Below are 25,500 nucleotides of genomic sequence, written 5' to 3' on the forward strand. Positions count from 1 at the left end.
GTTATCCACACCCTCGTCCCCGTGGTTTGTGCACAAGCGACTGATTACTGGGCGTTTTTTGCTCAATGCCCGCTAACCGGCGAGGGCTCTGGGCTGGCGGGGAAGGCCCCCAGGTTATCCACAGGGGCATCCCCGTAGAAACTGGATAAAGCTGCTGGCTCAGGCCTGGCCACTCGCCTCATTCCTCCGGCCGCAACCACAGTTCCACCATCAGATCATCCGCCAGGCTCTCCAGCCGTTGTTGCAGGTCGTCCAGCGACAGGGTCAAGGGCAGCGCCAGCAGTGCATCGGCCTGGAACAACGGCTCGCTGCTCATCGGCGCCGGGCGCACCTCGGTGCTCAGGCGCTCCACGTTCACCCCAAGCTCTGCCAGCAGGCGGGTAATGTCGCGAACGATGCCGGGCCTGTCGTTGCCCACCAGTTCCATGGCGATCGGTTTCCAGGTGCAGGACGGCTCGATGCCGCTTTCGGCGATCAACACTCGGATGCCGTGGTCGCCCAGTTTCTGCAGCGACTCGACCAGTTCGGCGTAGTTTTCCGCCGGTACCGCTACCCGCAGGATGCCGGCGAACTGGCCGGCCATGCGTGACATGCGGCTTTCCAGCCAGTTGCCATTGTGATCGGCGATGCACTGGGCGATACGTTCTACCTGTCCGGCCTTGTCAGGGGCGATCACGGTCAGTACAAGATGGTCCACGGGGCCACTCCTTCATTCGTCTGCAAACGCCGCCGCAGGCGGCCGCGATTCGGGGATCGAATCAGTATAGGCAAGGCGCGGCAACCTGCCGCAGGACAGTCACGACAATCAATCGTGTACTGTTTCAAGATTTATCTGGAACAATCCACCTGTTTTTTGCGAACATGGCGTCTCCCAGCGTGACCCCATGCGACCAACCGGTCGCAGAGCGACGCTTTTAGTCTGATGTTTACCTGCCAGCTGCTTCATGTAGTATGCGCTGGCGCGGACTACAAAAACGTCGTTTCGATGTCTGCCAAGGCGCCTGTGAAAATACGCCAACCGCCCGCCGGCCCGTCTGGCGAGCCGCACCCAGCCGCCCCGGAACCCGCGGGCACGCACTGGTGCCGTGTTTAGAGAAGCGCTACAGGCTTAATACAGAAGAGCGAAAGCGAAATAGCTGAGCAGAGGTGAGGCAAGCAATGACTGGATACGTTCAAGTCGGTGGCCTTCAGGTCGCCAAGGCCCTGTATGACTTCGTCAACGACGAAGCGATCCCTGGAACCGGCATCAAGGCCGATGCGTTCTGGGCCGGGGCGGCAGAGATCATCAAAGACCTCGCTCCAAAGAACAAAGCCCTGCTCGCCAAGCGCGACGAGCTGCAAGCCAAGATCGACGCCTGGCACCAGGCCCGCAAAGGCCAGGCCCACGACGCCGTGGCCTACAAGGCGTTCCTCCAGGAGATCGGCTACCTGCTGCCACAAGTCGAGGACTTCCAGGCCACCACCCAGAACGTCGATGAAGAGATCGCGGTCATGGCCGGCCCGCAGCTGGTGGTGCCGGTGATGAACGCCCGCTTCGCCCTGAACGCCGCCAACGCCCGTTGGGGTTCGCTGTATGACGCCCTCTACGGCACCGACGTCATCAGCGACGAAGGCGGCGCCGAGAAAGGCCAGGGCTACAACAAGCTGCGTGGCGACAAGGTCATCGCCTTCGGCCGCGCCTTCCTCGACGAGGCCGCGCCACTGGCCGCCGGCTCTCACGTCGACTCCACCGCCTACCGCATCGAAGGCGGCAAGCTGGTGGTTGCGCTCAAGGGCGGCAGCAACAGCGGCCTGCGCGACGACGCCCAGCTGATCGGTTTCCATGGCGACGCCAAGGCGCCGACCGCCGTGCTGCTCAAGCACAACGGCCTGCACTTCGAAATCCAGGTTGATGCCAGCACCCCGGTCGGCAGCACCGACGCCGCCGGCGTGAAAGACATTCTGATGGAGTCGGCGCTGACCACCATCATGGACTGCGAAGACTCGGTCGCCGCCGTCGACGCCGACGACAAGGTCATCGTCTACCGCAACTGGCTGGGCCTGATGAAAGGCGACCTGGCCGAGAGCGTCAGCAAAGGCGGCAAGACGTTCACCCGCACCATGAACCCGGATCGCGAGTACGCCGCGCCCAATGGCGGCAGCGTGACCCTGCACGGCCGCTCGCTGCTGTTCGTGCGTAACGTTGGCCACCTGATGACCAACCCGGCGATCCTCGACGCTCAGGGCAACGAAATCCCCGAAGGCATCCAGGACGGCCTGTTCACCAACCTGATCGCCCTGCACAACCTCAACGGCAACACCAGCCGCAAGAACACCCGCAGCGGCAGCGTCTACATCGTCAAGCCGAAGATGCATGGCCCTGAAGAGGTGGCGTTCGCCGCCGAGATCTTCAGCCGCGTCGAAGACCTGCTGGGCATGAAGCGCAACACCGTCAAGGTCGGCATCATGGACGAGGAGCGCCGCACCACGGTCAACCTCAAGGCCTGCATCAAGGCGGCTGCCGAGCGCGTGGTGTTCATCAACACCGGCTTCCTCGACCGCACCGGTGACGAGATCCACACCTCCATGGAAGCCGGCGCCGTGGTGCGCAAGGGCGCCATGAAGAACGAGAAGTGGATCGGCGCCTACGAGAACAACAACGTCGACGTCGGCCTGGCAACCGGCCTGCAGGGCCGCGCGCAGATCGGCAAGGGCATGTGGGCCATGCCCGATTTGATGGCCGCCATGCTCGAGCAGAAGATCGCCCACCCGCTGGCCGGCGCCAACACCGCCTGGGTACCGTCGCCGACCGCCGCCACCCTGCACGCCCTGCACTATCACAAGGTCGACGTGCAGGCCCGTCAGCGCGAGCTGGCTTCGCGTACCCAGGCGCAGGTCGACGATATCCTCACCATCCCGCTGGCGGCCAACACCAACTGGTCGGACGAGGAAATCCGCAACGAGCTGGACAACAACGCCCAGGGCATCCTCGGCTATGTGGTGCGCTGGATCGACCAAGGCGTGGGCTGTTCGAAAGTGCCGGACATCAATGATGTCGGCCTGATGGAAGACCGTGCCACCCTGCGGATTTCGGCCCAGCTGCTGGCCAACTGGCTGCGCCATGGCGTGGTCACCCAGGAGCAGGTGCTGGAAAGCCTCCAGCGCATGGCCGCGGTGGTCGACAAGCAGAACGCCGGTGACGCCCTGTACCGCCCGATGGCGCCGAACTTCGATGACAACATCGCGTTCCAGGCGGCGATCGAGCTGGTGGTGGAGGGTGCCAAGCAACCGAACGGCTACACCGAGCCGGTCCTGCACCGTCGTCGCCGCGAGTTCAAGGCACGCAACGGGCTGTAAGCCGCCAGCAACACATCGCGGGGCAAGCCCTCTCCCACGTGGGAGCGGGCTTGCCCCGCGATCGTTTTCAGCCCTGATCCATTCTCAACTCACGTCGCACCAGCTCCAAGAGCCTCCCCAGGTCCACCGGCTTGAGCAGAAAGTCCACAACCCCCAAGTGCATCACGTCCACGGCCTCCTTCACATCGGTGTCACCCGACACCACGATGATCGACAGCGCCGCCCGCTCGGACTCGCGAACCTGGCGTATCAGCTCCAGGCCATCCTTCGGCTCCATGCGCAGGTCGGTGATCATCAGCGCGATCCGCGGTTCGTAATGCAGCTTCAACATCGCTTCCTGCGCGCCGTCAGCCGTCATGCAGGCGATGCCCCGACTCTTCAGGTACAGGCTCAGCGCCTCGCTGTTCACCGGGTTGTCATCCACCACCAGCACCACGGGACGAGCCGCGACAGGCGCACTCACCCCGGCCAGTGCCTCGCGCTCGGCGTCACTCAGTATGTCGTCATGCTCGGCCATGGCCCATCTCGTCAAAAAAATCTCGTTCACAGCTTAGGACCGCGAAATTTACATAGCCCGGTTCGCCTTTCGTCGGGTCCTTGACAGCCCCGCTCTAGACTTACGTCCAATGGGCACCACGGTACGGCCAGCCGACCATGGGGGCCGAGAACAACAAAGCCGACCCCTATAGATAGATATATATAGTTCGGCGTAGCGATACGGTCAGCTTCATGAGCAAAAAGGACGCCTATTCCCAGGCCGGCAGGACAGCGGTACTGCAAAACATCCAGGGCACCCTGCAGTTCCTGCAGCGTTTCCCGCCGTTCAACCAGATGGAACACAGCCACCTGGCCTACCTGGTGGAACAGTGCCAGCTGCGCTTCTACGCGGGCGGCGAAAGCATCATCACGCCGGCCGAAGGCCCGGTCGAGCACTTCTATATCGTCAAGCAGGGGCGCGTGGTCGGCGAGCGTCACCATGTCACCAAGCCGGGCACCGAGACCACCTTCGAGATCACCAGCGGTGAATGCTTCCCGCTGGCGGCACTGCTCGGCGAGCGGGCCACCCGCACCGAGCACCTGGCCGGCGAAGACACCTTCTGCCTGCAACTGGACAAGGCCGCGTTCATTCGTGTGTTTTCCATGTCCGAGGTGTTCCGCGACTTCGCCCTGCGCGGCGTCAGCAGCCTGCTCGACCAGGTCAACCAGCAAGTGCGCCAGCGCGCCGTTGAAACCCTGGGCACCCAGTACTCGCTGAACACGCCGCTGGGCGAGCTGGCGCTGCGCCACCCGGTGGTGTGCACGCCAGACACGCCACTGCGCGAAGCTGTGCGGCTGATGCACGAGCAACAGGTCGGCAGCATCGTGATCATCGATGAACAGCGCCACCCCATCGGCATTTTCACCCTGCGCGACCTGCGCCAGGTGGTAGCCGACGCCAGCGCCGAACTGACCGCGCCCATCGAGCGCTACATGACCGCCAGCCCGTTCTACCTTAGCCCCAAGGCCAGTGCGTTCGACGCCGCCATGGCGATGACCGAGCGCCACATTGCGCATGTCTGCCTGGTGGACAACCAGCGCCTGTGCGGGGTGATTTCCGAGCGCGACCTGTTCTCCCTGCAACGCGTCGACCTGGTGCACCTGGCCCGCACCATCCGCCATGCACCGCGGCTGGACAGCCTGGTGTCGCTGCGTGGAGAGATCGGCCAGCTGGTCGAACGCATGCTCGCCCACGGCGCATCCTCTACGCAGATCACCCAGATCATCACCCTGCTCAACGACCACACCGTGTGCCGGGTAATCGAACTGGCCATCGCCGAGCGCGGCGACCCGGGCGTGCCGTTCAGCTGGCTGTGCTTCGGCAGCGAGGGCCGCCGCGAGCAGACCCTGCACACCGACCAGGACAACGGCATTCTTTTCGAAGCCCGTGACGGCGCCGAAGCCGCAGTCATCCGCGCACGCTTGCTGCCGCTGGCCCAGCAGATCAACCACAACCTGGCCCAGTGCGGCTTCACCCTGTGCAAGGGCAACGTGATGGCCGGCAACCCCGAGCTGTGCCTGTCGCGCGGCGAGTGGGCGCGGCGCTTCGCCGGCTTCGTGCGCGAAGCCAGCCCCGAGAACCTGCTGGGCTCGAGCATCTACTTCGACCTGCGCGTGGTCTGGGGCGACGAGCAAGGCTGCGAGCAACTGCGCCAGGGCCTGCTGGAGCAAGTCGCGGACAACCGCATCTTCCAGCGCATGCTGGCCGACAACGCCTTGCGCCAAAGGCCGCCGGTCGGGCGCCTGCGCGAGTTCGTGCTGACCCGCCAAGGGGACGACAAGGCCGCCACCCTTGACCTCAAGGTGCAGGGCCTGACCCCGTTCGTCGATGGCGCCCGGCTGCTGGCCCTGGCCCACGGCATCACAGCCTGCAATACCGTGGAGCGGTTACGCCAGCTGATCGCCAAGGGCATCATCGACCCGCTCGACGGCGCCGCCTATGAGGAGGCCTACCACTTCATCCAGCAGACCCGCATGCAGCAGCACCAGCGCCAGAGCCGCGAGAACATGCCTTATTCCAACCGACTCGACCCCGACAGCCTCAACCACCTGGACCGGCGCATCCTGCGCGAGTCCCTGCGCCAGGCCCAGCGCCTGCAAAGCAGCCTGGCCCTGCGGTACCAGTTGTGAACCTGTTCGCCTGGTTGCGCCCCACAGCTCCCGAACTCGATGCGGCGCTGCAGCGCCGCCTGGCCGCGCTGCCCGGGCCTGCGCCCCTGGACGTGTGCTCCCTGCGCGAACAGCGCTGGGTGGTGCTGGACCTGGAGACCAGCGGCCTGAATCTCAATCGCGATCAGGTGCTGTCGATCGGCGCGGTGGCCATCGAGGACGGTGCCATCGACCTCGGTCGGCCGTTCGAGCGGACCCTGCGTCGCCCCGAACAGAAAACCAACGCCAGCGTGCTGATCCACGGCCTTGGCCCCAGCGCCCTGGCCGCCGGCTGCGAACCGGCCGAGGCGCTGCTCGACCTGATGACATTCATCGGCGACAGCCCGGTACTGGCGTTCCATGCCCCGTTCGACCAGCGCATGCTGGCTCGGGCATTGAAGGACAGCCTGGGCCTGCGCCTGCAGCATCCGTTTCTCGACGTGGCCGAACTGGCGCCGATGCTCAACCCCGATACCGTGCTGCGCGAGGCCGGGCTGGACGACTGGATCGCCCGTTTCGGCCTCGAAGTCCAGGCCCGCCACCATGCCAGCGCCGATGCCCAGGTGACTGCGGAACTTGCGTTGATCCTGTTCAGCCAGGCGCGCCGCCAGCAACTGGACAGCCCGCTGCAACTGGAGCAGCGGGTGCGCCAGTGGCGACGACGCAAGGCGCAGCACCACGGCCTCTGATTTTTATCACGTGCTCCCTGTCATGCTGGCAATCCGATAAGCGTCAATTGCGCCCTCCCCCCTGCCTCTGCCACAATCGCGAATAATTATCGTTAGTTAACGCATTCTTTCCCGGGGAACGCTTCTTGACGTCTGCGCACAGTCCACATGCCGAACTGGTCGGAGCGCTGTATCGCGACCATCGCACCTGGCTGCTGGCCTGGCTGCAGCGCAGCACCGCCTGCCGCCAGCGCGCCGAGGACCTGAGCCAGGACACCTTCGTGCGCCTGCTTGGCCGCGAGCGCCTGGACACCCCCCGCGAACCCCGCGCCTTTCTGGTCGCCGTGGCCAAGGGCCTGTTGTTCGACCACTTCCGCCGCGCCGCCCTCGAGCAGGCCTACCTCGCGGAACTGGCGCTGCTGCCCGAAGCCGAGCACCCGTCACCGGAACAGCAACACCTGATCCTCGAAGACCTCAAGGCCATCGACCGCTTGCTGGGCAAGCTCTCGAGCAAGGCCCGGGCAGCCTTCCTGTACAACCGCCTGGATGGCCTGGGCCACGCCGAGATCGCCGAGCGCCTCGGGGTGTCGGTCTCGCGCGTGCGCCAGTACATCGCCCAAGGCCTGCGCCAGTGCTATATCGCCCTTTACGGGGAGCCGACATGAAGCATGCCCCGGTTTCCAGCCAGGTGCTGGAAGCGGCCATTGCCTGGAAGCTGTGCCTTGACGAAGGTAGCGGTACCCCGGACGAACGCAGCGAGTTCACACGCTGGCACGCCGCCCACGAGGAGCACGCCCGCGCCTGGCTGCAACTGGGTATGCTCGACCAGCGTGTCAACGCTGCCGCCGGTCCGGCACGCCACACTCTGCTGCAATCGCGGGCCGGGTTGCGCCAGCGCCTGGGCGGCCTGGCCGGCATGCTGCTGCTCGGCGGCCTGCTGGCCTGGGCCGGCGCACCGTCACTGTCGCCCACCTACTGGCTGGCCGACCAACGCACCAGCACCGGCGAGCTGCGCACCCTGCGCCTGGAAGACGGCACCCTGCTCAGCCTCAACAGCCAGACCGCGGTGGACATCGACTTCCAGGGCGAGCAACGGCTGATCGTCCTGCACCAGGGCGAGATCTCGGTGGAAACCGGCCACAAGGACAGCCGCCCGTTTCTGGTACGCACCGAGGAAGGTCGCCTGCGCCCGCTGGGCACCCGCTTCCTGGTCAAGCGCGAGGAGGCAGGCACACGCCTGGAGGTGTTGCAGGCCTCGGTAGCCGCCAAGCCGCAGCACAGCGGCGACGAGCAGGTGCTGCGCGAAGGCCAGCAAGTGCTGATGAGCGCCGATGGCCTGGGCAGTGTCAGCCCCGTGGCGGTCGGCAGCGACGCCTGGACCCGCGGCATGCTGGTGGTGGACAACGTGCGCCTGGCCGACCTGGTGGCCACCCTCGGTCAGTACCGCAGCGGCCACCTGGGGGTCAGCGACGAGGTCGCCGACCTGCGCGTGAGCGGCAGTTTCCCGCTGACCGACACCGACCTGGCCCTGGCCTCGCTGCAACCGGTACTGCCGGTGAAGGTCGAGCGGCATACGCCGTGGTGGGTCACCGTTACCGCCAAATAGCCCCAGCCAGACCGCCCTTTGGGAGCCGGCTTGCCGCCTCCCAAAGGATTTTGCAAATCAGTCGTATTTTTTTCACACCCCCCTGTCACTTTCCCACTCTCGCTCGGCAAGGAAGCAGTCAGCACTATTTCGTCGAGGAGCCGCTGAATGTCCCGTGCCGTTGATGCTTTGCTTCGCCCCAGCCTGATGGCCCTGGCCATCGGCCTGGCCACCCCGTTGGTCAGCACCGCCCTGTTCGCCGCCGAACAGTCCGCCATGCGTGCCTACAACCTGCCCAGCGCACCGCTGGCCAGTACCCTGAACCAGATCGCCAGCCAGGCCGGTATCGCCCTGGCGCTGGACCCGGCGCTGGTCAGTGGGCGCAATTCGGCGCCGGTCAGCGGCCAGTACAACGGTATCGGCGCGCTACAGGCCGCCCTGCGTGGTACCGGCCTGCAATTGCAGCAAAGCAGCGCCGGCAGCTACAGCCTGGTGGCGGAAGGCAGCCTGGCGCTGCCGGAGACCAATATCGACGCCAACAGCAGCTTTGAAAGTGCCTGGGGCCCGGTGGAGGGCTATACCGCCAAGCGCACCGCCGCCGGCACCAAGACCGACACCGCGCTGGTCGAAGTCCCACGCTCCATTTCCGTCGCCACCCGCCAGCAGATGAGCGACCGCGGCGTGCAGAGCCTGGATGATGCGGTGAAGTACATGCCAGGCATCGTCTCGGCCAGTTTCGGCAGCGACACCCGCTATGACTGGATGCGCGTGCGCGGCTTCGAGCCGACCCAGTTCCTCGACGGCCTGCCCCTGCCCCGCGGTGTGTATGCCAACCCGAAAGCCGAAACCTGGAACCTCGACCGCCTCGCGCTGCTGCGTGGCCCGGCCTCGTCGGTGTATGGCCAGACCCCGCCCGGCGGCCTGCTGGACATGGTCAGCCGCCGCCCCCAGGCCGAGAGCAGCCACGAGATCCAGCTGCAGTACGGCAGTGACAACCACCGCCAGCTCAACTTCGCCAGCACCGGCAAGCTTGATGAGCAGGGCCAGTTCCTCTATGGCGTCAGCGGCGTGGTGCGCGACAGCGGCACGCAGATCGACCACATCGACAACAAGCGCTACAACATCGCCCCAAGCCTGACCTGGAACATCGACGAAGACACCTCGCTGACCTTCCTCAGCCAGTTCACCCGCGACGATACCGGCGCCACCAGCCAGTTCTACCCGATCCAAGGCACCAAGATCGACATGCCGTTCGGCAAGGTCTCCCGCCACAAGAACCTGGGTGACCCGGATTACGAATACTACGACCGCACCTACTACGCGCTGGGCTATGCCTTCGAGCACCGTTTCAACGATGTCTGGCAGTTCCGCCAGAACGTGCGCTATACCAAGAGCGAGCTGTCGTTCCAGACGATCACCGTTGGTAGCTACTACCAACCCGGCGGCCCGGTGGACAACGAGGGCAATGCCAGCCGCATGTCCACCAACGTCGATGAGGACATCAGCCAGTTCGCGCTCGACAACAACTTCCAGGCCGACTTCACCACAGGCGATATCAGCCATACCGTGCTGATCGGCCTGGACCACCAGCGCACCGAATCCGACTTCCTCTCCATCTATGGCTTCAACGTACCACCCACCAACGTCAACAACCCGGTGTACGGTTTGCCGATCACCCGCCCGGACCGCTCCGCGGCCTATATGGACTACAACCAGAAAACCGTGCAGACGGGGCTCTACATCCAGGACCAGATGGCGCTCGACAAATGGCGCCTGACCCTGGGCGGGCGTGAAGACTGGGTGCATACCGGCACCACGTTCCTCAACAAGGGCAATGCCACCAACACCCAGCGCGACAAGCAGTTCAGCGGTAACGCGGCGCTTAGCTACGTGTTCGATTCAGGCTTTGTTCCCTACCTGTCCTATGCCGAGTCTTTCCAGCCAAGCACCGGCTCGGACGCGGATGTCGAGAAGTCCTTCAAGCCGACCGAAGGCCAGCAATGGGAGCTGGGCATCAAGTACCAGCCACCTGGCTCCAACACCCTGTTGTCGGCGGCCGTGTATGACCTCACCCAGAAGAACGTGACCGTCACCAACAACGTGGGTGGTGTGCCGGTCTCCAGCCAGACCGGCGAGGTCAAGGTCCATGGCCTGGAGCTGGAAGCCGTCTCCGACGTCACCGACAACCTGAAGGTGATCGCCGCCTATACCCTGGCCAAGTCCGAAGTTCAGAAAGGGCAGTACAAAGGCAACCGTCTGCAACAGATGCCCAACCAGCAGGCCTCGTTGTGGGCCGACTACACCTGGCATACCGGTGTGCTTGACGGCTTCGGCATTGGCCTTGGCGCACGTTACACCGGCAACCGCTACGGTGACGAAGCCAACACCTGGCTCGGCAAGAGCAAGGCCTACACTGTGTTCGACGCCGCCGTGCATTACGACCTGGGCCGCCTGGACAACAGCCTCAAGGGCGCCTCGGTGGCGGTCAATGCCAGCAACCTGCTGAACAAGGACTACCTCTCCACCTGCGACGGCTACTACTGCTACTACGGCGACCAGCGCAGTGTCGTCGCCAGCGCCACCTACAAATTCTGAGTGACCGAAGCCATCGCGGGGCAAGCCCGCTCCCACGGGCGGTGGGAGCGGGCTTGCCCCGCGATCGTGTAAGGAGCCGTGATGAAAAGCCAAACCATCCGCCGCTGGTCAACGGTCCACACCTGGAGCAGCCTGGTGTGCACGCTGTTCCTGCTGCTGCTGGCCCTGACCGGCCTGCCGCTGATCTTCCACCACGAGCTGGAACACCTGCTGGGCGATGCCCCCGAACTGCGCGAGATGCCCGCCGACACCCCGCACCTGGACCTGCAACAACTGGTGCTCAAGGCCGAGCAACACCGCCCTGGTGAAGTCATGCAGTACTTCGGCTACGAAGAGGACGAACCCAACGGCGTGGTGGCGATCATGGCCGCCACCGCCGGCACCCACCCGGACCAATCGCACACCTTCATGCTTGATGCGCGTACCGGTGAGGCCGTAGCCATGCCGGCAGCCAACGGCGGTTTCATGATGCTGATGCTGCGCCTGCACGTGGACATGTTCGCCGGGCTGCCCGGCAAGTTGTGGCTGGCCTTCATGGGCCTGCTGTTCGTCGTCGCGATCGTCTCCGGCACGGTGCTGTACACGCCGTTCATGCGCCGCCTGGAGTTCGCCACGGTGCGCCACGACAAGTCGCGGCGCCTGCGCTGGCTCGACCTGCACAACCTGATCGGCGTGGTCACCTTGACCTGGGCCCTGGTGGTCGGCGTCACCGGGGTGATCAGCGCCCTGTCCGACCTGGTGATCGCCGCCTGGCGCAACGACAGCCTGGCGGCCATGGTCGCCCCTTACCGCGATGCCCCACCCCTCACCGGACGCGCCCCCGCCAGCCAGTTGCTGAAGATCGCCGAACAGGCCGCGCCCGGCATGCGCCCAGACTTCATCGCCTTCCCCGGCACGCGCTTCTCCAGCGAGCACCACTACGCGGTGTTCATGAATGGCGCCACGAACCTGACCTCGCACTTGTTCACACCGATCCTGATCGACGCGCAAACCCTGGAGGTGACCGCCGTTGGCGAACGCCCGTGGTACATGGACGCCATGGGCCTGTCGCAGCCCCTGCACTTCGGCGACTACGGTGGCCGGCCGATGCAGATCCTCTGGGCCGTGCTCGATGTGCTGACCATCATCGTGCTGGGCAGCGGCTTGTACCTGTGGTGGGGCAAGCAACGTAAACCACGGGAGGCGAGGGCATGAGCCACAAGTCGCAAAGCACCCGCAGGATCTTCGCCTGGCCGGCGTTGATCGCCGTGCTCAGTGCGGCCGGGCTGTTTGCCGCACTGCTCGGGGATGGGGTGTGGGATGTGCTGGCCTGGGTGGGGCTGGGCCTATCAGCCGGCCTGGGCTTGATTGGGTTCTGGCGACGGTAAGCCGCCCTCATGGAAGAAAACGTAACTAGCAGATTAACTAGATCAGCGTGGGAGCGGGCTTGCCCCGCGATGAGTCGTATGGCACCGGCTTCGCCGGTGATCGCGGGGCAAGCCCGCTCCCACGCAGGTGATCTCTGTTCCCTGCCCGTCAGCACAGCCTGAAAGGTTGGGCTACCACGCAGTTAGTTGGTCATTCAATCTGCCAACCGAGGCAACACCTGGTCCAATCGCTGGTGCAACGCACTGCCGTTTGGCCAGTTGCGCAGCAGCCGCGCCCGGTCCCGGGCGAAGGCCGGGGCGAAGCTGAGCTGGGTGGCGTGCTGGCACATGGCGTCGAGGTCGATCAGCGACCATTGGCCGTCCTGCCAGAACAGGTTGTGGCCCTTGAAGTCGCCATGGCTGATGCGCTCGCGGATCAGCTGCTGCATGACCCGCACCAAGGCCTCGACCTGCTCGTCGGGTGCCTCGCCGCTCTCCACGTAGGGCGCGAAGCACTCGATCAGGTCCGGCCCATCGGCGTACTCGGTCACCAGGTAGGCCGTGCTGCGCAGCCCCATTACCCGCTGCTCCAGCACCGCCAGGGGCCGAGGCGTGGCAATGTCGAGAAACCCCAGACGGTGGCCTTCGATCCACGAATGCCAGGCCCGGCTCGGGCGCCAGAAGCGCTTGAACCAGTGGGCGGTGTTCTTGATGTTGTAGCGTTTGAGCACCAGCGTGCGCCCGGCCACCTCGATACGCGCCACGCTGGCCGCGCCACCGGTCTTGTACAGGTGGCCCTGGTCGATCAGCGCATCGGCCTGCTCGAGCACCGGCAGCAGCGCCTCGACCTCGCCGCGGCGGATGGCGCGCAGGCCCGACAGGCTACGCTCGACGCTGAACAGCGTGCATTCGCGCCCGGCCTTGTCCAGGTAGTCTTTCAGGCGCCAGTTGCGCACCTTGTCCACCTGCTTTTGCAACGCTTCCAGCGGCAGCGCATGCTCGGCGTTGGCCAGGATGTAATGCACCAGCGCCTCCTCGATAAAAGGCTCCAGGCGCTTGGGCAACTGGGCGAAGAACACCCCGAGGTTTTCCAGCACGCGCTGGCGCGACAGCTGCTGGCCGGGGGTTTCGGCCTTGATGCCGGCGCCATCGATCAGGTACAGCTGACCGTCCTGGCGCAGCAGGTTGTCCAGGTGCAGGTCTTCCTGCCACAAGCCCTTGGCGTGCAGGTGTGCTATGGCAGTCAACGCCTCGCCAAGCACCAGGTGCTGCTCGTCGGCGAGCATCGGCAATGATTCCACCTTGGCCCAGGCGTCACCCAGGCTTTCGGCGTGATCGAGGTATTCGAACAGTAGCCAGCCACCCTCGCCTTCCTTCAGGCCATCGACCAGCAGGCGCGGCGTGGTCAAACCCTGTTCGGCCATCAGTCGGGCGCCGTCGCGTTCGCGCTGGAAGTGGCGGGCGGCATTGCCGCCGACCAGCAATTTGGCCAGGACCTTGGTGCCACGCCAGATGCCGGCGCCGACATAGCGCTGGCCCGGCAGCACACGCAGCAGGCTGAGCAGTTGCAGGTCGGCGCTGCCCGCCGCGTCGGCGAGGGTGATGGTCAGGGGTAGGCTTGGGCTGCGCCCGGCCTCCTTCAATTCGGACAGGCGCATCAGCGGGCCTCTTTGTGGCGGCGGCGTTGGGTCAGGCGTTGCAGCCAGGTGGAAACCAGGGCGCTGTCCGCCGGCTGCTCCAGGTAGGCGGCCAGCAGCACACGCACATCGCCCTCGCCCCAGGCCCGGGCACGCCGCAGCAGCGGCTCGAGGTCCTTGACCCGGTCACGCATGCCGAACAGCAGCGGACGGGTCTTCTCCAGGTCGATCAACTGTGCCTGCCAGCCCTCTCGGCGTTCACGCAGGAAGATGTGCTTGGGGTAGAAGCAACCGTGCATCTGACCGGCGCCGTGCAGGGTGCGCGCCAGCTGGCCACAGGCCTGGAGGATGCCCTGGCGTTGCGGCGCGGGTGTCTGCGGCCAATGGCCGAGCAACTGCTCGAGGTCGGTCCATTCGTCCAGCGCCCGGGTCATGAGGATCGCCCGGTGTTGGCCAGCCTGTTTGCGTTCCCCATAGAAAACCGCCTGCAGGGCCGGAATATCGAGCTTCTGGTAACGGCTGATGTTGCGAAACTCACGCGCGAAGGTCGGCTCGCCGAACGGCCGGTGCAGGCTGCGAGTCAGGTAGTCGCTCTGGCGCTTGAGGTAGTAGCCCTTGCCCTCGAGTTCGAGGCGGAACACGCTGCTCCAGCCGCCGCGGCCGGTGTTGGGTTCGTCCACGGCATCCAGTTGCAAGGCCCAGAGCGCCTCGAAGTCGCCCAGTCCGTGGCGTTGCAGCAGTGCCTGGTCGGCACTGGCCAGGTAGTCGGTCATTCCCTTCCCTCGAAAAAGCTCAGCACCTGGCGGATACGCTTCTTGTCGCGAGCATGCAGGCGCGCATGCCCGCGGTACTGCAGGTAGAAGCGCAGGCGCTGGGTCGCCGACAGGTGATACTTGGCAACCTTGTCCAGGCAGGCCAGGTCCTTGATCAAGCGGTGGCGCAGCATGAAGCCACGCCAGAAGTCGCCGGTCGGGCAGTCGATGAAGAACAGCGTGCCCTGGTCATCGACCAGCAGGTTGCGCCATTTCAGGTCGTTGTGGGCGAAATGGTGGTCGTGCATCACCCGGGTGTGCCGCGCCAGCTGGCGGCTGACATGATCGACCCAGGCCGCGTCACGCAGGCGCGGGTCATCGCGCTCGGCCAACGCCGAGAGATCCTCGGTGCGTGGCAGCTCGCGGGTGATCATCGCCCCACGGCCAAACGCCAGGCCCTGGCGCTCCAGGCCCCAGGCGACCACGTCGGCGGTAGGGATGCCCCATTTGGCGAACTGCTTGAGGTTCTGCCACTCGGCCTTGACCCGCGGGCGCCCCAGGTAGCGGCGCATGTGCTTGCCGGCGCCGGTGTAGCGTTTGACGTAGTAGTTGACCCCGTCCCGTTCGATGCGGATGACCTCGCTCAACGGGTCGCGGGTCAGGCGCTCGCCCTTGATGGCGAACACCGCGTCGATACTGCCGAAATCGGCCGCCAGGTGCGCATACTCGGGCGCCAGGTTCCAGCTCGCCATCAGAGTGCGTCCCCGTAACGTTGCTTGCGGTCGTAGAGCTTCTGCGCCTTGCGCTCCAGCCAGGCGAGCAGTGCGGCCTCGTCCTTGAGCACCTGACGCAACGGGCGCTGGAAGTAGCCCCGCAGGAAGCGCAGCTTGTCGCGGCGGGTCAGGCCGATGTCCAGGGCCGAGAAATACAGGGCGGCCAGGTCCTTGTCGCGCCAGCGGCGGCTGACCGTCGTCCGGGTCTGGGCACGGTGCAGGTCGATCACCGACAGCCGGAAGTCGTCGGCCGTCACCGGGCGATCGGTGTGCAGCAGGAAGTGGCAGATGTAGCAATCGCGGTGGTTGACCCCAGCGCGGTGCATGCCGCCGGTCATCTTCGCCACCTCGGCGATCAGCGCACGCTTCAGGCGCGGCGCTGGCGGCTGCTTGAGCCAGTCGATGCTGAAGTCTTCCAGGCTGACGGTCGGCGCCAGCTCCTCGGTGACGATGAACGAGTGCTGGGTGGCCGGGTTGCCGCCACGCTCGCCGTAGGCCACCGCAGTCATGGTCGGCACGCCGACTTCATGCAGGCGCTGGATGGCCCGCCATTCCTGGCCGGCGCCGAGCACCGGCAGCTTGGCGCTGAACAGGTTCTTGAAGATCTCGCCCCAGCCGATGCCGCGGTGGATCTTGACGAAGAAGCCCGCGCCATCGACCTCGGTGCGCAGGGTGCGGCGGCCTTCCAGTTCGCGGTACACCTCGCCCTGCAGGGCCTCGACGGCCTCGAAGGGATCGCGCCCGGCCCACAGGCGCTTGAACGGTTCGGCCAGTATCAGCTTCATGCGGTCTCCTGACCGAGGATCACGTCGGCGGCATGCTGCGGCATGCTGTACAGGTCGGCGGTCTCGGCGAAGGCCACACCGTTGTCCGACCAGGCCGCGCGGGCCCCGGCGTCTTCGAGCATGCGTTGCAGGTAGCGGTTCAGCTGTTCCTGCTCGAACGGCTCGTCCAGCACCAGGCCGCTGTCGGCCTCGGCGATATAGTGGGCATAGCCGCAAACCTTGGACACCAGCACCGGCAAGCCGGCGACCAGCGCTTCGAGCAGCACGGTGCCGGTGTTCTCGTTATAGGCCGGGTGGATCAGCAGGTCGGCACCGAGCAGGAAACGCGGAATGTCGCTGCGCCCCTTGAGGAACTGCACCTGCTCGCCCAGGCCGAGCGCCGTGCTCTGCACCTGGAACAGCTTGGGATCGTCCTGGCCGATGACCATCAGCCTGGTACGCTTGCGCAGGGCCGACGGCAACGCCGCCAGGGCTTTGAGGCTGCGGTCCACGCCCTTGGTCTTGAAACCCGAGCCGATCTGCACCAGCAGCAGCTCGTCGTCGGCCAGGCCGAACTCGCGGCGGAAATCGGCGCGGATGGCCGCGGCATCAGTCGGACGGCGGCGATCCTGGGAAATGCCCGGCGGCAGCAGGTGGAAGCGCGCCTCGGGCGTGCCGTAGTGCTTGATGAACAGCGGCTGCTGCACCTCGGAGATCATCAGGATCTCGGTGCGCGCATCCTTGGCGAACACCGCCCGCTCGTATTCGGCGAAATGGCGGTAACGGCCCCAGCGGCGGTACAGGCCGCCGCGCAGGGTCTGGGCCTTGTCCTCGAAGCAGCCGTCGGCGGCGTAGTAGACATCCAGCCCGGGCATCTTGTTGAAGCCGATCAGGCGATCGACCGGGCGCTTGGCCAGGTCGGCTTCCATCCACGCACTGAGCTTCTCGTTGCGGCGGTGGTTGAACAGCGCCTTGACCGGCGCCACCAGCACCTCGAAGCCCGGCGGAATGTCACCTTCCCAGATCAGCGTGTACACACGGATCTGGTGGCCACGCTTCTGGCATTCGAGGGCGATGCGCATGAAATCACGCTGCAGCCCGCCAAAGGGGAAATACTTGTAGAGCACAAAAGCCAGTTGCATCAACGAACATCCTCAGCCAGCAGCAGCGCGCTCAAGCGGCCCGCCACATGCTCGGGATTCAGGCGAGTGAAGCACAGCGGCCACTCGCGTTTGAGATCGAACCGGCGCAGGTCCTCGGCGCTCGGTTTGTAGGTGCACTTCTTCTGCAGGCACGGGGCGCAGGGGAAGTCGCTCGCCTGGTGGATCTGGGCGCGTCCGTAGGCACCGGTCAAACCAGGGTTGGTAGGGCCGAACAGGGAGAGGGTCGGCACATCCAGGGCCGCAGCCAGGTGGCCCAGGCCGGTGTCCACCGCCACGCAGGCCTTGGCGGCGGCCAGCACACGGGCCACGCCCGCCAGGTTCAATTTGGGCAGCACCTGGCAATTGTTCAAGCCCTGGGCGATGCGCTCGGCGCGGGCTTTTTCCGCCGGGTTGCCCCATGGCAGCATCACCTGCAGCTTGCGCCGGCCCATGCGCTCGGCCAGCTCACGCCAGTAGGCCTCGGGCCAGTGCTTGGTGGCCCAGGTGGTGCCGTGCAGGAACACCACGTAAGGCGCGGCAGGTGGCAGTTGCAGGCGATTGAGGTCGAGGCCGTAGTTGCCCAGCCCTTCCGGCAGGTCGTAGGCCAGGGCCAAGGCGAACAGCTGGCGCACGCGCTCAACGGCATGCTGGCCGACAGCGACCGACAGCCGCCTGTCATAAAAGCGGCTGGCCCAGCCCTCACGGGCCGAGTAGCGGTCCAGGCCGGCTACCGGCGCTTTCACGTAACGGGTCAGCCAGGCCGACTTGACCAGGCCCTGGGCATCGATCACCAGGTCGTACTTGTGCTCGCGCAGGCGCTGCTTGAAGGCCTTCCACTCGCCGCTCTTGAGCGTCTGCCAGATATTCTTGCGCCAACGGCGGATCGCCACCGGGATCACCTGGTCGACCGCCGGGTGCCAGCTGGGGATCTCGGCGAAGCCCTCCTCCACCACCCAGTCGAAACGGATGCCGGGGATGGCGTGGGCGGCGTCGGTAAGCGCCGGCAAGGTATGGATGACGTCACCCAGCGACGACGTCTTGATGATCAGGACCCGCACTCAGTCGACCTCGGCCACGGTTGCGATCAGGTCGGAGCCACCCAGGCTGTGCAAGGCGGCGATCACTTTCGCCGGATCCAGCAGCCGCAGGCAGTTGTAATGGCCGAAGCGGCAGGTGCGGTCGAAGCAGGGGCTGCATTCGATACCGGTGCGCACCACTTCCACCTGGTCGGCCAGCGGCGGGGTGAAACCCGGCGAGGTCGAGCCATACACCGCCACCAGCGGACGGTTGAGGGCGGCGGCCACGTGCATCAGCCCGGAGTCATTGGACACCACGGCGCTGGCGCAGGACATCAGGTCGATGGCCTCGGCCAGCGAGGTCTCGCCGGCCAGGTTGCAGGACTCTTCGCGCAGGCCCGGGATCAGCCGGTCGCGGATCTGCTCGCCCACCGGGTGGTCGTTCTTCGAACCGAACAACCACACCTGCCAGCCCTGGCGGATCATCGCCTCGGCCACCTCGGCGTAATGCTCGGCCGGCCAGCGCTTGGCCTCGCCGAACTCGGCGCCGGGGCACAGGGCGAGCACGGGCCGGTCCAGCTCCAGGCCGAACTTGGCCAGGGCGGCCTCGCGGCTGGCGGCCTCGATTTGCAGGGCCGGGCGCGGATACGGCTTGGGCAGCTCGGTACCCGGTGCGTAGGCCAGGGCCATGAAGCGCTCGATCATCAGCGGGTAGCGCGCCTTGTCCAGCTTGCGCACATCGTTGAGCAGCAGGTAGCGCATCTCGCCGCGCCAGCCGGTGCGCTTGGGGATGCCGGCGAAATATGGCACCAGCGCCGACTTGAGCGAATTGGGCAGCAGGATCGCCTGGTCGTACTGGCCGGCCAGCGACTTGCCGATGCGCCGCCGCGTGGCCAGCTCCAGCGCGCCGTGGCCGAGCGGGAAGCTCAAGGCCTGGCGCACCTCGGGCATGCGTTCGAGGATCGGCCGGCTCCACTCGGGTGCCAGGACGTCGATCACGCAGTCGGGGTGCTGCTGTTTGAGGCTCTGGAACAGGGTCTGCGCCATCACCATGTCGCCGACCCAGCTGGGGCCAATGATCAGTATTCTCATGCTTTATCCAGAAACATTCGGGGAGGCTGCAGGCTGCGCTACAACCTGGCCTCCCCTCTTTATATTCAGGCTATGTGGCGGACAGTGTACCACCGAGGGCGCGCTGCGCCCTGTTCGCCGCAGCGCGGCCCCGGCAAGCTCAGGTCAACCCAAGCTGCCCCCAGATCCGCCGTACCTCACGGCGCTCCTCGGCGAACTGCGCCGCGTCGATCATCCCGGCCTGCTTCTGCAAGGCCTGGCGGTGCGAGGCCGAGCGGAACGCCTTGTACAGCTCGCGCAGCAGCACCGCGTCGGCGGCGGGCATCAACCCGGCCTGTTCGAGCTCTTCGAGGATGCGGATGTTGTCGGTCCAGCGCAGTATGGCCGGATGGTCGTGGGACCAGGCCAAAGCGGCGTATTGCACCATAAATTCGATATCCACGATACCGCCGGCATCCTGCTTGATATCGAAGGGCTGGCCGGCATCGAAGGCATTGCCCGCCGTGCCTGCGGCGGTGGCCTTGGTGCCCAGGTTGTCACGCATCTTGGCGCGCATCTCGCTCACTTCGACGCGTAACTTGTCCAGGTCGCGAGACTGGCCGAGCACCTTGGCCCGCACGCCCTCGAACGCACTCGCCACCTGTGGACAACCCACCAGCACCCGGGCCCGCACCAGAGCCTGGTGTTCCCAGGTCCAGGCCTCGTTCTGCTGGTAGCGCTCGAACGCGCCCAGCGAGCTCACCAGCAACCCCGAGGCGCCGGACGGGCGCAAGCGCATGTCCACGTCGTAGAGCTGGCCGGAGTTGGTCTGGGTGGTCAGCAGGTGGATGATGCGCTGGCCCAGGCGGGTGTAGAACTGCGCGCTGTCGATGGGTTTGGCGCCGTCGGTGTCGGCGTTGGGGTCGCCATCGTGGATGAACACCAGGTCCAGGTCCGAGCCGTGGCCCAGTTCGAGGCCGCCGACCTTGCCGTAGCCAACGATGATGAAGCCAGGGTCGCACAGGCTGCCGTCGCTGCGCTTGGGCTGGCCATGACGCGCCACGGTCTGGCGCCAGGCCAGGGCCAGCACCTGGTCGAGTATGGCCTCGGCGAGCCAGGTCAGGTAGTCGCTGACCTTCATCAACGGCAGATTGCCGCTGATCTCCGAGGCGGCTACGCGCAGGCTGTGGGCCAGCTTGAAGTGGCGCAGGGCCTCCATCTGCTGTTCCAGGTCGTCCTCGGGGATACGGGTGAGCCGTTCGCGCAGCTCGGCAGCCAGCTCAGGTGCCAGCGGCGGGCTGAACAGCCGGCCTTCGTTGAGCAACTCGTCGAGCAGCAGCGGATAGCGCGCCATCTGCTCGGCAATCCACGGGCTGGCCGCGCACAAGGTCAGCAGACGGCGCAGGGCACCGGGGTTTTCGGTGAGCAGTACCAGGTAGGCGGAGCGGCGCGCCACCGCCTCGACCAGGGGCAGCACTCGCTCCAGCACCAGGTCCGGATTGTCGTGCTCGACCGCCTGGGCCAGCAGCCGCGGGATGAAGGCATCCAGGCGTTCACGACCGATGCGCTGCATCGAGCGCAGCGTCGGGCTGACCCGCAAGGCATTGAGCCGGCGCAACGCCTCGACAGGCTGATGGAAACCGGCTTCCTGCAACTGACGCCCGGCGGCTTCTTCATCCTGGGCCTGCTCCCACAGAGGCGACCATTCACCCCCCACTACGAGTTCGCCCTCGGCCTCATCTTCATCGGGATCGGCGATCACCTGGCGGAAATGCCAGTCGATCCGCCCGCGCCAGTGCATCAGTTGCGCATGGAAGCCATCCCAGTCGGCAAAGCCCAGCATGTAGGCGATGCGTTCGCGGTCGGTCGGGTCGTCCGGCAGCATCTGGGTCTGGCGGTCGGCGATGGCCTGGATCGCGTGTTCGGTGTAACGCAGGAACTCGTAGCCGTCGCGCAGCTCGGCGACCACCGCCGGCGGCAGGTAGCCCTGGCCCTCCAGGGTGGTCAGCACCTTCAGCAGCGGCCGCTGTTGCAGGCTCAGGTCGCGCCCGCCATGGATCAGCTGAAATGCCTGGGCGATGAACTCGACTTCGCGAATGCCCCCGGCCCCCAGCTTGATGTTCTCGGCCATGCCCTTGCGCCGCACCTCCTGCTGGATCAGCTGCTTCATGGTGCGCAGCGCTTCGATGGCGGAAAAGTCCAGGTAGCGCCGGTAGACGAACGGCCGCAGCATCTCCTGCAGCTGCGCGCCGGCCGCCTGGTCGCCGGCCACCACCCGCGCCTTGATCATGGCGTAGCGTTCCCAGTCGCGTCCCTGGTCCTGGTAGTACTGCTCCAGGGCATTGAAGCTGAGCACCAGCGCCCCGGCAGAGCCATACGGGCGCAGGCGCATGTCGACACGGAACACGAAGCCATCGACGGTGACCGGGTCGAGCGCCTTGATCAGGCGCTGGCCCAGGCGGGTGAAGAACTCCTGGTTGTCCAGCGAGCGCTTCACGCCTTCGGTTTCCCCGCCCTCGGGGAAGGCGAAGATCAGATCGATGTCCGACGACAGGTTCAGCTCCACCGCGCCCAGCTTGCCCATGCCCAGCACCACCAGTTGCTGGGGCTGGCCGCTGCGATTGCCGATGGGTGTGCCGAACTGCTGGCAATGGCGTGGGTACAACCATTGATAGGCTTCGTCGATGCTGGCGTCGGCGAGGTCCGACAGGTCGCGGCAGGTCTCGGCCAACGCTGCCTGGCGGGTCAGGTCGCGCCAGATGATGCGCAACTGCTGGCGGTTGCGCTCGCGGCGCAGGTTGCGCGCCAGTTCGTCCTCGCTTTGCGCGGCCTGGGCGACGACGTGGATGTGAGCGCGCAGTTGGCCCGGGGTGTATGCCCGGTCCATCGCGCCACTGGCCAGCAGCTCGAACAGCACCGCCGGGTCGCGCTGGGCCTGCTCCAGGACGAAATCACTGGCGGCGGCGACCTGGTCGAACTGGCGCCGATGCTCGGCGCCCAGGCTGTCCAGGCGCAGATCAGGATGAGCGGCCAAGGCATCGCGGAGAAATTGCTGGTTGCGAGCGACCAGTGGCTGGAGGGCGGCAGGCAGATCGAGCGGCAAAGGCAGGCGCATGGTCTATCCTTGATCGGCGTGAAAGAGAGCGGTTGGGGAGGTCAAACGGGGGTTGGACCACGGTTGGACTGTCGTACAAAAGTTGGAAATAGCTGATAAAGCCGAAAAATTGGCAAAACCCATCAAGATTCACCTGCTCGCGACACACCGCCAACCAACATGAACGTTTTTCCTCACAACCCGGGATGCGACCAAACGTCGCATTTGTGTAGTTTTACTACTACGCCCAACGTGCAAAAGCATGAAATGCGAAAGCATTTGTAGTAAAACTACACCGCGCCGGATGACTGTCCGGTAATCCAAGAATTCACGACGTCTGCCCATAAGGCCAGTCGCAAACTCAGGCCATCGATTCTGGTGGCCTTTCCGCCCTGGAGCAAGCCATGCAAGACCTCGATCCAATCGAAACCCAGGAATGGCTGGATGCCCTGGAGTCGGTCCTCGACAAAGAAGGCGAAGACCGCGCTCATTACCTGATGACCCGTATGGGCGAGCTGGCCACCCGCAGTGGCTCGCAGCTGCCGTATGCCATCACCACCCCGTACCGCAACACCATCCCTGTCACCCACGAAGCACGCATGCCCGGCGACCTGTTCATGGAACGCCGCATTCGCTCGATGGTGCGTTGGAACGCCCTGGCCATGGTCATGCGCACCAACCTGAAAGACTCGGACCTGGGCGGACACATCTCCAGCTTCGCCTCCAGCGCCACCCTGTATGACATCGGCTTCAACTACTTCTTCCAGGCCCCGACCGACGAACACGGCGGCGACCTGGTGTTCTTCCAGGGCCACGCTTCGCCAGGCGTCTACGCCCGCGCCTTCATGGAAGGCCGCATCAACGAAGAACAGATGAACAACTTCCGTCAGGAAGTGGACGGCAACGGCCTGTCTTCGTACCCGCACCCGTGGCTGATGCCTGACTTCTGGCAGTTCCCGACCGTTTCCATGGGTCTGGGCCCGATCCAGGCAATCTACCAGGCACGCTTCATGAAGTACCTGGAAGCCCGTGGCTTCATCCCGGCCGGCAAGCAGAAGGTCTGGTGCTTCATGGGCGACGGCGAGTGCGACGAGCCGGAATCCCTGGGCGCGATCGCCCTGGCTGGCCGCGAGAAGCTGGACAACCTGATCTTCGTCATCAACTGCAACCTGCAGCGCCTCGACGGCCCGGTTCGCGGCAACGGCAAGATCATCCAGGAACTCGAAGGCGTGTTCCGTGGCGGTGGCTGGAACGTCAACAAAGTCGTCTGGGGCCGCTTCTGGGACCCACTGCTGGCCAAGGACACCAACGGTGCCCTGCAGCGCCGCATGGACGAAGTCATCGACGGCGAGTACCAGAACTACAAGGCCAAGGACGGCGCGTACGTCCGCGAGAACTTCTTCAACACCCCAGAGCTCAAGGCCATGGTCGAAGACCTGTCCGACGACGAGATCTGGAAGCTCAACCGTGGCGGCCACGACCCGTACAAGGTCTACGCGGCGTACCACCAGGCTGTTAACCACAAAGAGCAGCCGACCGTCATCCTGGCCAAGACCATCAAGGGTTACGGTACCGGTGCCGGCGAAGCCAAGAACACCGCGCACAACACCAAAAAGGTCGACGTCGACAGCCTGCGTCACTTCCGTGACCGCTTCGACATCCCGGTCAAGGATGCCGACCTTGAGAACCTGCCGTTCTTCAAGCCTGAAGAAGGTTCTGCCGAAGCCAAGTACCTGGCCGAGCGCCGTGCTGCCCTGGGCGGTTTCGTGCCTCAGCGTCGCGCCAAGAGCTTCAGCGTGCCGACCCCGCCACTGGAAACGCTGAAAGCGATCCTCGACGGCTCGGGCGACCGCGAAATCTCCACCACCATGGCCTTCGTGCGTATTCTGGCGCAGCTGGTCAAGGACAAGGACATCGGCCAGCGCATCGTCCCGATCATCCCGGACGAAGCCCGTACCTTCGGTATGGAAGGCATGTTCCGCCAGCTGGGCATCTACTCGTCGGTCGGCCAGCTCTACGAGCCAGTCGATAAAGACCAGGTGATGTTCTACCGCGAAGACAAGAAGGGCCAGATCCTCGAGGAAGGCATCAACGAAGCCGGCGCCATGTCGTCGTTCATCGCTGCCGGTACCTCGTACAGCTGCCACAACCAGCCGATGCTGCCGTTCTACATCTTCTACTCGATGTTCGGCTTCCAGCGCATTGGCGACCTGGCCTGGGCTGCTGGCGACAGCCGCACCCGTGGCTTCCTGATCGGCGGTACCGCCGGCCGTACCACCCTCAACGGTGAAGGCCTGCAGCACGAAGACGGTCACAGCCACATGATGGCGGGCACCATCCCGAACTGCCGCACCTACGATCCGACCTACGGCTATGAGCTGGCGGTGATCATCCAGGACGGCATGAAGAAGATGACCGAAGAGCAACAGGACATCTTCTACTACATCACCGTGATGAATGAATCCTACCAGCAGCCAGCCATGCCGGCCGGTGTCGAGGAAGGCATCATCAAGGGCATGTACCTGCTCGAGGAAGACACCCGCGAAGCCGCGCACCACGTACAGCTGATGGGCTCCGGCACCATCCTGCGCGAAGTCCGCGAAGCTGCGAAGATCCTGCGTGAAGAGTTCAACGTCGGCGCCGACGTGTGGAGCGTCACCAGCTTCAACGAACTGCGTCGCGACGGCCTGGCCGTGGAACGCGCCAACCGCCTCAAGCCTGGCCAGAAGCCTCAGAAGACCTACGTCGAAGAGTGCCTGAACGGTCGCAAGGGCCCGGTCATCGCCTCCACCGACTACATGAAGCTGTTCGCCGAGCAGATTCGCCAGTGGGTGCCGAGCAAAGAGTTCAAAGTCCTGGGTACCGACGGTTACGGTCGCAGCGACAGCCGCAAGAAGCTGCGTCACTTCTTCGAAGTCGACCGCCACTTCGTGGTGCTGGCTGCCCTGGAAGCCCTGGCTGACCGTGGCGAGATCGAACCCAAGGTTGTGGCTGACGCCATCGTCAAGTTCGGCATCGATCCGGACAAGCGCAACCCACTGGACTGCTGAGGAGTAT

The 25,500-nt window shown here is 65.2% G+C and carries 18 protein-coding genes and 1 pseudogene; 9 read left to right on the top strand and 10 right to left on the bottom strand.

Features of this window, described 5'->3' with window-relative positions; genetic code table 11:
* Positions 1 to 178: 178 nt before the first annotated feature.
* Positions 179 to 697 (bottom strand): glycine cleavage system protein R, encoded by a 519-nt coding sequence (locus tag ABZO33_RS13325; protein ID WP_414536409.1) that lies wholly within the window; start codon positions 695 to 697, stop codon positions 179 to 181.
* Between the two features lie 461 nt (positions 698 to 1,158).
* Here ABZO33_RS13325 and ABZO33_RS13330 point away from each other — a divergent pair, with 461 nt between their 5' ends.
* The gene (locus tag ABZO33_RS13330; RefSeq protein ID WP_414536410.1) at positions 1,159 to 3,336 is read left to right on the top strand and encodes a malate synthase G; all 2,178 of its coding nucleotides are present in this window, start codon (positions 1,159 to 1,161) and stop codon (positions 3,334 to 3,336) included.
* Between the two features lie 67 nt (positions 3,337 to 3,403).
* Here ABZO33_RS13330 and ABZO33_RS13335 read toward each other — a convergent pair.
* Positions 3,404 to 3,860 (bottom strand): annotated as a pseudogene (locus ABZO33_RS13335) (response regulator).
* Between the two features lie 205 nt (positions 3,861 to 4,065).
* Between ABZO33_RS13335 and ABZO33_RS13340 the strand changes: the two are divergent.
* The 7 genes from ABZO33_RS13340 (at position 4,066) to ABZO33_RS13370 (ending at position 12,236) form a co-directional block, all read left to right on the top strand.
* Complete coding sequence (locus ABZO33_RS13340; protein WP_414536411.1) at positions 4,066 to 6,003, top strand: putative nucleotidyltransferase substrate binding domain-containing protein; 1,938 nt, start codon at positions 4,066 to 4,068, stop codon at positions 6,001 to 6,003.
* Entirely contained in the window at positions 6,000 to 6,710 is a 711-nt protein-coding gene (locus ABZO33_RS13345; RefSeq protein WP_414536412.1) for a PolC-type DNA polymerase III, read from the top strand. The genes ABZO33_RS13340 and ABZO33_RS13345 overlap by 4 nt, the downstream gene beginning before the upstream one ends.
* Positions 6,711 to 6,835: 125 nt before the next feature.
* The gene (locus ABZO33_RS13350; RefSeq protein WP_414536413.1) at positions 6,836 to 7,354 is read left to right on the top strand and encodes an RNA polymerase sigma factor; all 519 of its coding nucleotides are present in this window, start codon (positions 6,836 to 6,838) and stop codon (positions 7,352 to 7,354) included.
* Positions 7,351 to 8,295: a FecR domain-containing protein gene (locus ABZO33_RS13355; protein WP_414536414.1), complete on the top strand. Its 945-nt coding sequence runs from the start codon at positions 7,351 to 7,353 to the stop codon at positions 8,293 to 8,295. Before ABZO33_RS13350 ends, ABZO33_RS13355 begins: the two co-directional genes overlap by 4 nt.
* A gap of 147 nt (positions 8,296 to 8,442) precedes the next feature.
* The gene (locus ABZO33_RS13360) at positions 8,443 to 10,869 is read left to right on the top strand and encodes a TonB-dependent siderophore receptor (RefSeq protein ID WP_414536415.1); all 2,427 of its coding nucleotides are present in this window, start codon (positions 8,443 to 8,445) and stop codon (positions 10,867 to 10,869) included.
* Between the two features lie 81 nt (positions 10,870 to 10,950).
* Positions 10,951 to 12,063 (top strand): PepSY-associated TM helix domain-containing protein, encoded by a 1,113-nt coding sequence (locus tag ABZO33_RS13365; protein ID WP_414536416.1) that lies wholly within the window; start codon positions 10,951 to 10,953, stop codon positions 12,061 to 12,063.
* Positions 12,060 to 12,236 carry a hypothetical protein gene (locus tag ABZO33_RS13370; protein ID WP_414536417.1) on the top strand — a complete coding sequence of 59 codons (177 nt, stop codon included), beginning with the start codon at positions 12,060 to 12,062 and terminating at the stop codon, positions 12,234 to 12,236. Before ABZO33_RS13365 ends, ABZO33_RS13370 begins: the two co-directional genes overlap by 4 nt.
* A 194-nt stretch (positions 12,237 to 12,430) precedes the next feature.
* Here the strand turns inward: ABZO33_RS13370 and ABZO33_RS13375 are convergent, their stop codons facing one another.
* From ABZO33_RS13375 to glnE, 8 genes are all read right to left on the bottom strand, one after another.
* Positions 12,431 to 13,873 (bottom strand): lipopolysaccharide kinase InaA family protein, encoded by a 1,443-nt coding sequence (locus tag ABZO33_RS13375; RefSeq protein WP_414536418.1) that lies wholly within the window; start codon positions 13,871 to 13,873, stop codon positions 12,431 to 12,433.
* Positions 13,873 to 14,625: a lipopolysaccharide kinase InaA family protein gene (locus ABZO33_RS13380; RefSeq protein ID WP_414536419.1), complete on the bottom strand. Its 753-nt coding sequence runs from the start codon at positions 14,623 to 14,625 to the stop codon at positions 13,873 to 13,875. The genes ABZO33_RS13375 and ABZO33_RS13380 overlap by 1 nt, the downstream gene beginning before the upstream one ends.
* Positions 14,622 to 15,356, bottom strand: coding sequence for a lipopolysaccharide kinase InaA family protein (locus ABZO33_RS13385; RefSeq protein ID WP_414536420.1), 735 nt, complete (start codon positions 15,354 to 15,356; stop codon positions 14,622 to 14,624). The genes ABZO33_RS13380 and ABZO33_RS13385 overlap by 4 nt, the downstream gene beginning before the upstream one ends.
* Positions 15,356 to 16,162: a lipopolysaccharide core heptose(I) kinase RfaP gene (rfaP, locus tag ABZO33_RS13390; RefSeq protein WP_414536421.1), complete on the bottom strand. Its 807-nt coding sequence runs from the start codon at positions 16,160 to 16,162 to the stop codon at positions 15,356 to 15,358. Before rfaP ends, ABZO33_RS13385 begins: the two co-directional genes overlap by 1 nt.
* On the bottom strand, positions 16,159 to 17,283 hold the full coding sequence (locus ABZO33_RS13395) for a glycosyltransferase family 4 protein (RefSeq protein WP_414536422.1): 1,125 nt from the start codon (positions 17,281 to 17,283) through the stop codon (positions 16,159 to 16,161). Before ABZO33_RS13395 ends, rfaP begins: the two co-directional genes overlap by 4 nt.
* Positions 17,283 to 18,341 (bottom strand): lipopolysaccharide heptosyltransferase I, encoded by a 1,059-nt coding sequence (gene waaC, locus ABZO33_RS13400; protein ID WP_414536423.1) that lies wholly within the window; start codon positions 18,339 to 18,341, stop codon positions 17,283 to 17,285. The genes ABZO33_RS13395 and waaC overlap by 1 nt, the downstream gene beginning before the upstream one ends.
* Positions 18,342 to 19,391, bottom strand: a complete 1,050-nt coding sequence (gene waaF, locus ABZO33_RS13405) for a lipopolysaccharide heptosyltransferase II (RefSeq protein WP_414536424.1) — start codon at positions 19,389 to 19,391, stop codon at positions 18,342 to 18,344.
* Between the two features lie 139 nt (positions 19,392 to 19,530).
* Complete coding sequence (gene glnE / locus ABZO33_RS13410; RefSeq protein WP_414536425.1) at positions 19,531 to 22,464, bottom strand: bifunctional [glutamate--ammonia ligase]-adenylyl-L-tyrosine phosphorylase/[glutamate--ammonia-ligase] adenylyltransferase; 2,934 nt, start codon at positions 22,462 to 22,464, stop codon at positions 19,531 to 19,533.
* A 383-nt stretch (positions 22,465 to 22,847) separates the two neighbouring features.
* On the opposite strand from glnE, the gene aceE reads away from it, so the two are divergent.
* Positions 22,848 to 25,493 carry a pyruvate dehydrogenase (acetyl-transferring), homodimeric type gene (gene aceE / locus ABZO33_RS13415; protein ID WP_414536426.1) on the top strand — a complete coding sequence of 882 codons (2,646 nt, stop codon included), beginning with the start codon at positions 22,848 to 22,850 and terminating at the stop codon, positions 25,491 to 25,493.
* Positions 25,494 to 25,500 lie beyond the last annotated feature (7 nt).

Source organism: Pseudomonas sp. CAM1A (assembly GCF_047501685.1).
Lineage (GTDB): Bacteria > Pseudomonadota > Gammaproteobacteria > Pseudomonadales > Pseudomonadaceae > Aquipseudomonas.

Coding starts and splice junctions, on each gene's coding strand:
- waaF (WP_414536424.1), bottom strand. CDS start 19,391: ATGAGAATACTGATCATTGGCCCCAGCTGGGTCGGCGACATGGTGATG.
- aceE (WP_414536426.1), top strand. CDS start 22,848: ATGCAAGACCTCGATCCAATCGAAACCCAGGAATGGCTGGATGCCCTG.
- ABZO33_RS13385 (WP_414536420.1), bottom strand. CDS start 15,356: ATGGCGAGCTGGAACCTGGCGCCCGAGTATGCGCACCTGGCGGCCGAT.
- ABZO33_RS13395 (WP_414536422.1), bottom strand. CDS start 17,283: ATGCAACTGGCTTTTGTGCTCTACAAGTATTTCCCCTTTGGCGGGCTG.
- ABZO33_RS13380 (WP_414536419.1), bottom strand. CDS start 14,625: ATGACCGACTACCTGGCCAGTGCCGACCAGGCACTGCTGCAACGCCAC.
- glnE (WP_414536425.1), bottom strand. CDS start 22,464: ATGCGCCTGCCTTTGCCGCTCGATCTGCCTGCCGCCCTCCAGCCACTG.
- ABZO33_RS13355 (WP_414536414.1), top strand. CDS start 7,351: ATGAAGCATGCCCCGGTTTCCAGCCAGGTGCTGGAAGCGGCCATTGCC.
- ABZO33_RS13365 (WP_414536416.1), top strand. CDS start 10,951: ATGAAAAGCCAAACCATCCGCCGCTGGTCAACGGTCCACACCTGGAGC.
- ABZO33_RS13360 (WP_414536415.1), top strand. CDS start 8,443: ATGTCCCGTGCCGTTGATGCTTTGCTTCGCCCCAGCCTGATGGCCCTG.
- ABZO33_RS13340 (WP_414536411.1), top strand. CDS start 4,066: ATGAGCAAAAAGGACGCCTATTCCCAGGCCGGCAGGACAGCGGTACTG.
- rfaP (WP_414536421.1), bottom strand. CDS start 16,162: ATGAAGCTGATACTGGCCGAACCGTTCAAGCGCCTGTGGGCCGGGCGC.
- ABZO33_RS13375 (WP_414536418.1), bottom strand. CDS start 13,873: ATGCGCCTGTCCGAATTGAAGGAGGCCGGGCGCAGCCCAAGCCTACCC.
- ABZO33_RS13370 (WP_414536417.1), top strand. CDS start 12,060: ATGAGCCACAAGTCGCAAAGCACCCGCAGGATCTTCGCCTGGCCGGCG.
- ABZO33_RS13330 (WP_414536410.1), top strand. CDS start 1,159: ATGACTGGATACGTTCAAGTCGGTGGCCTTCAGGTCGCCAAGGCCCTG.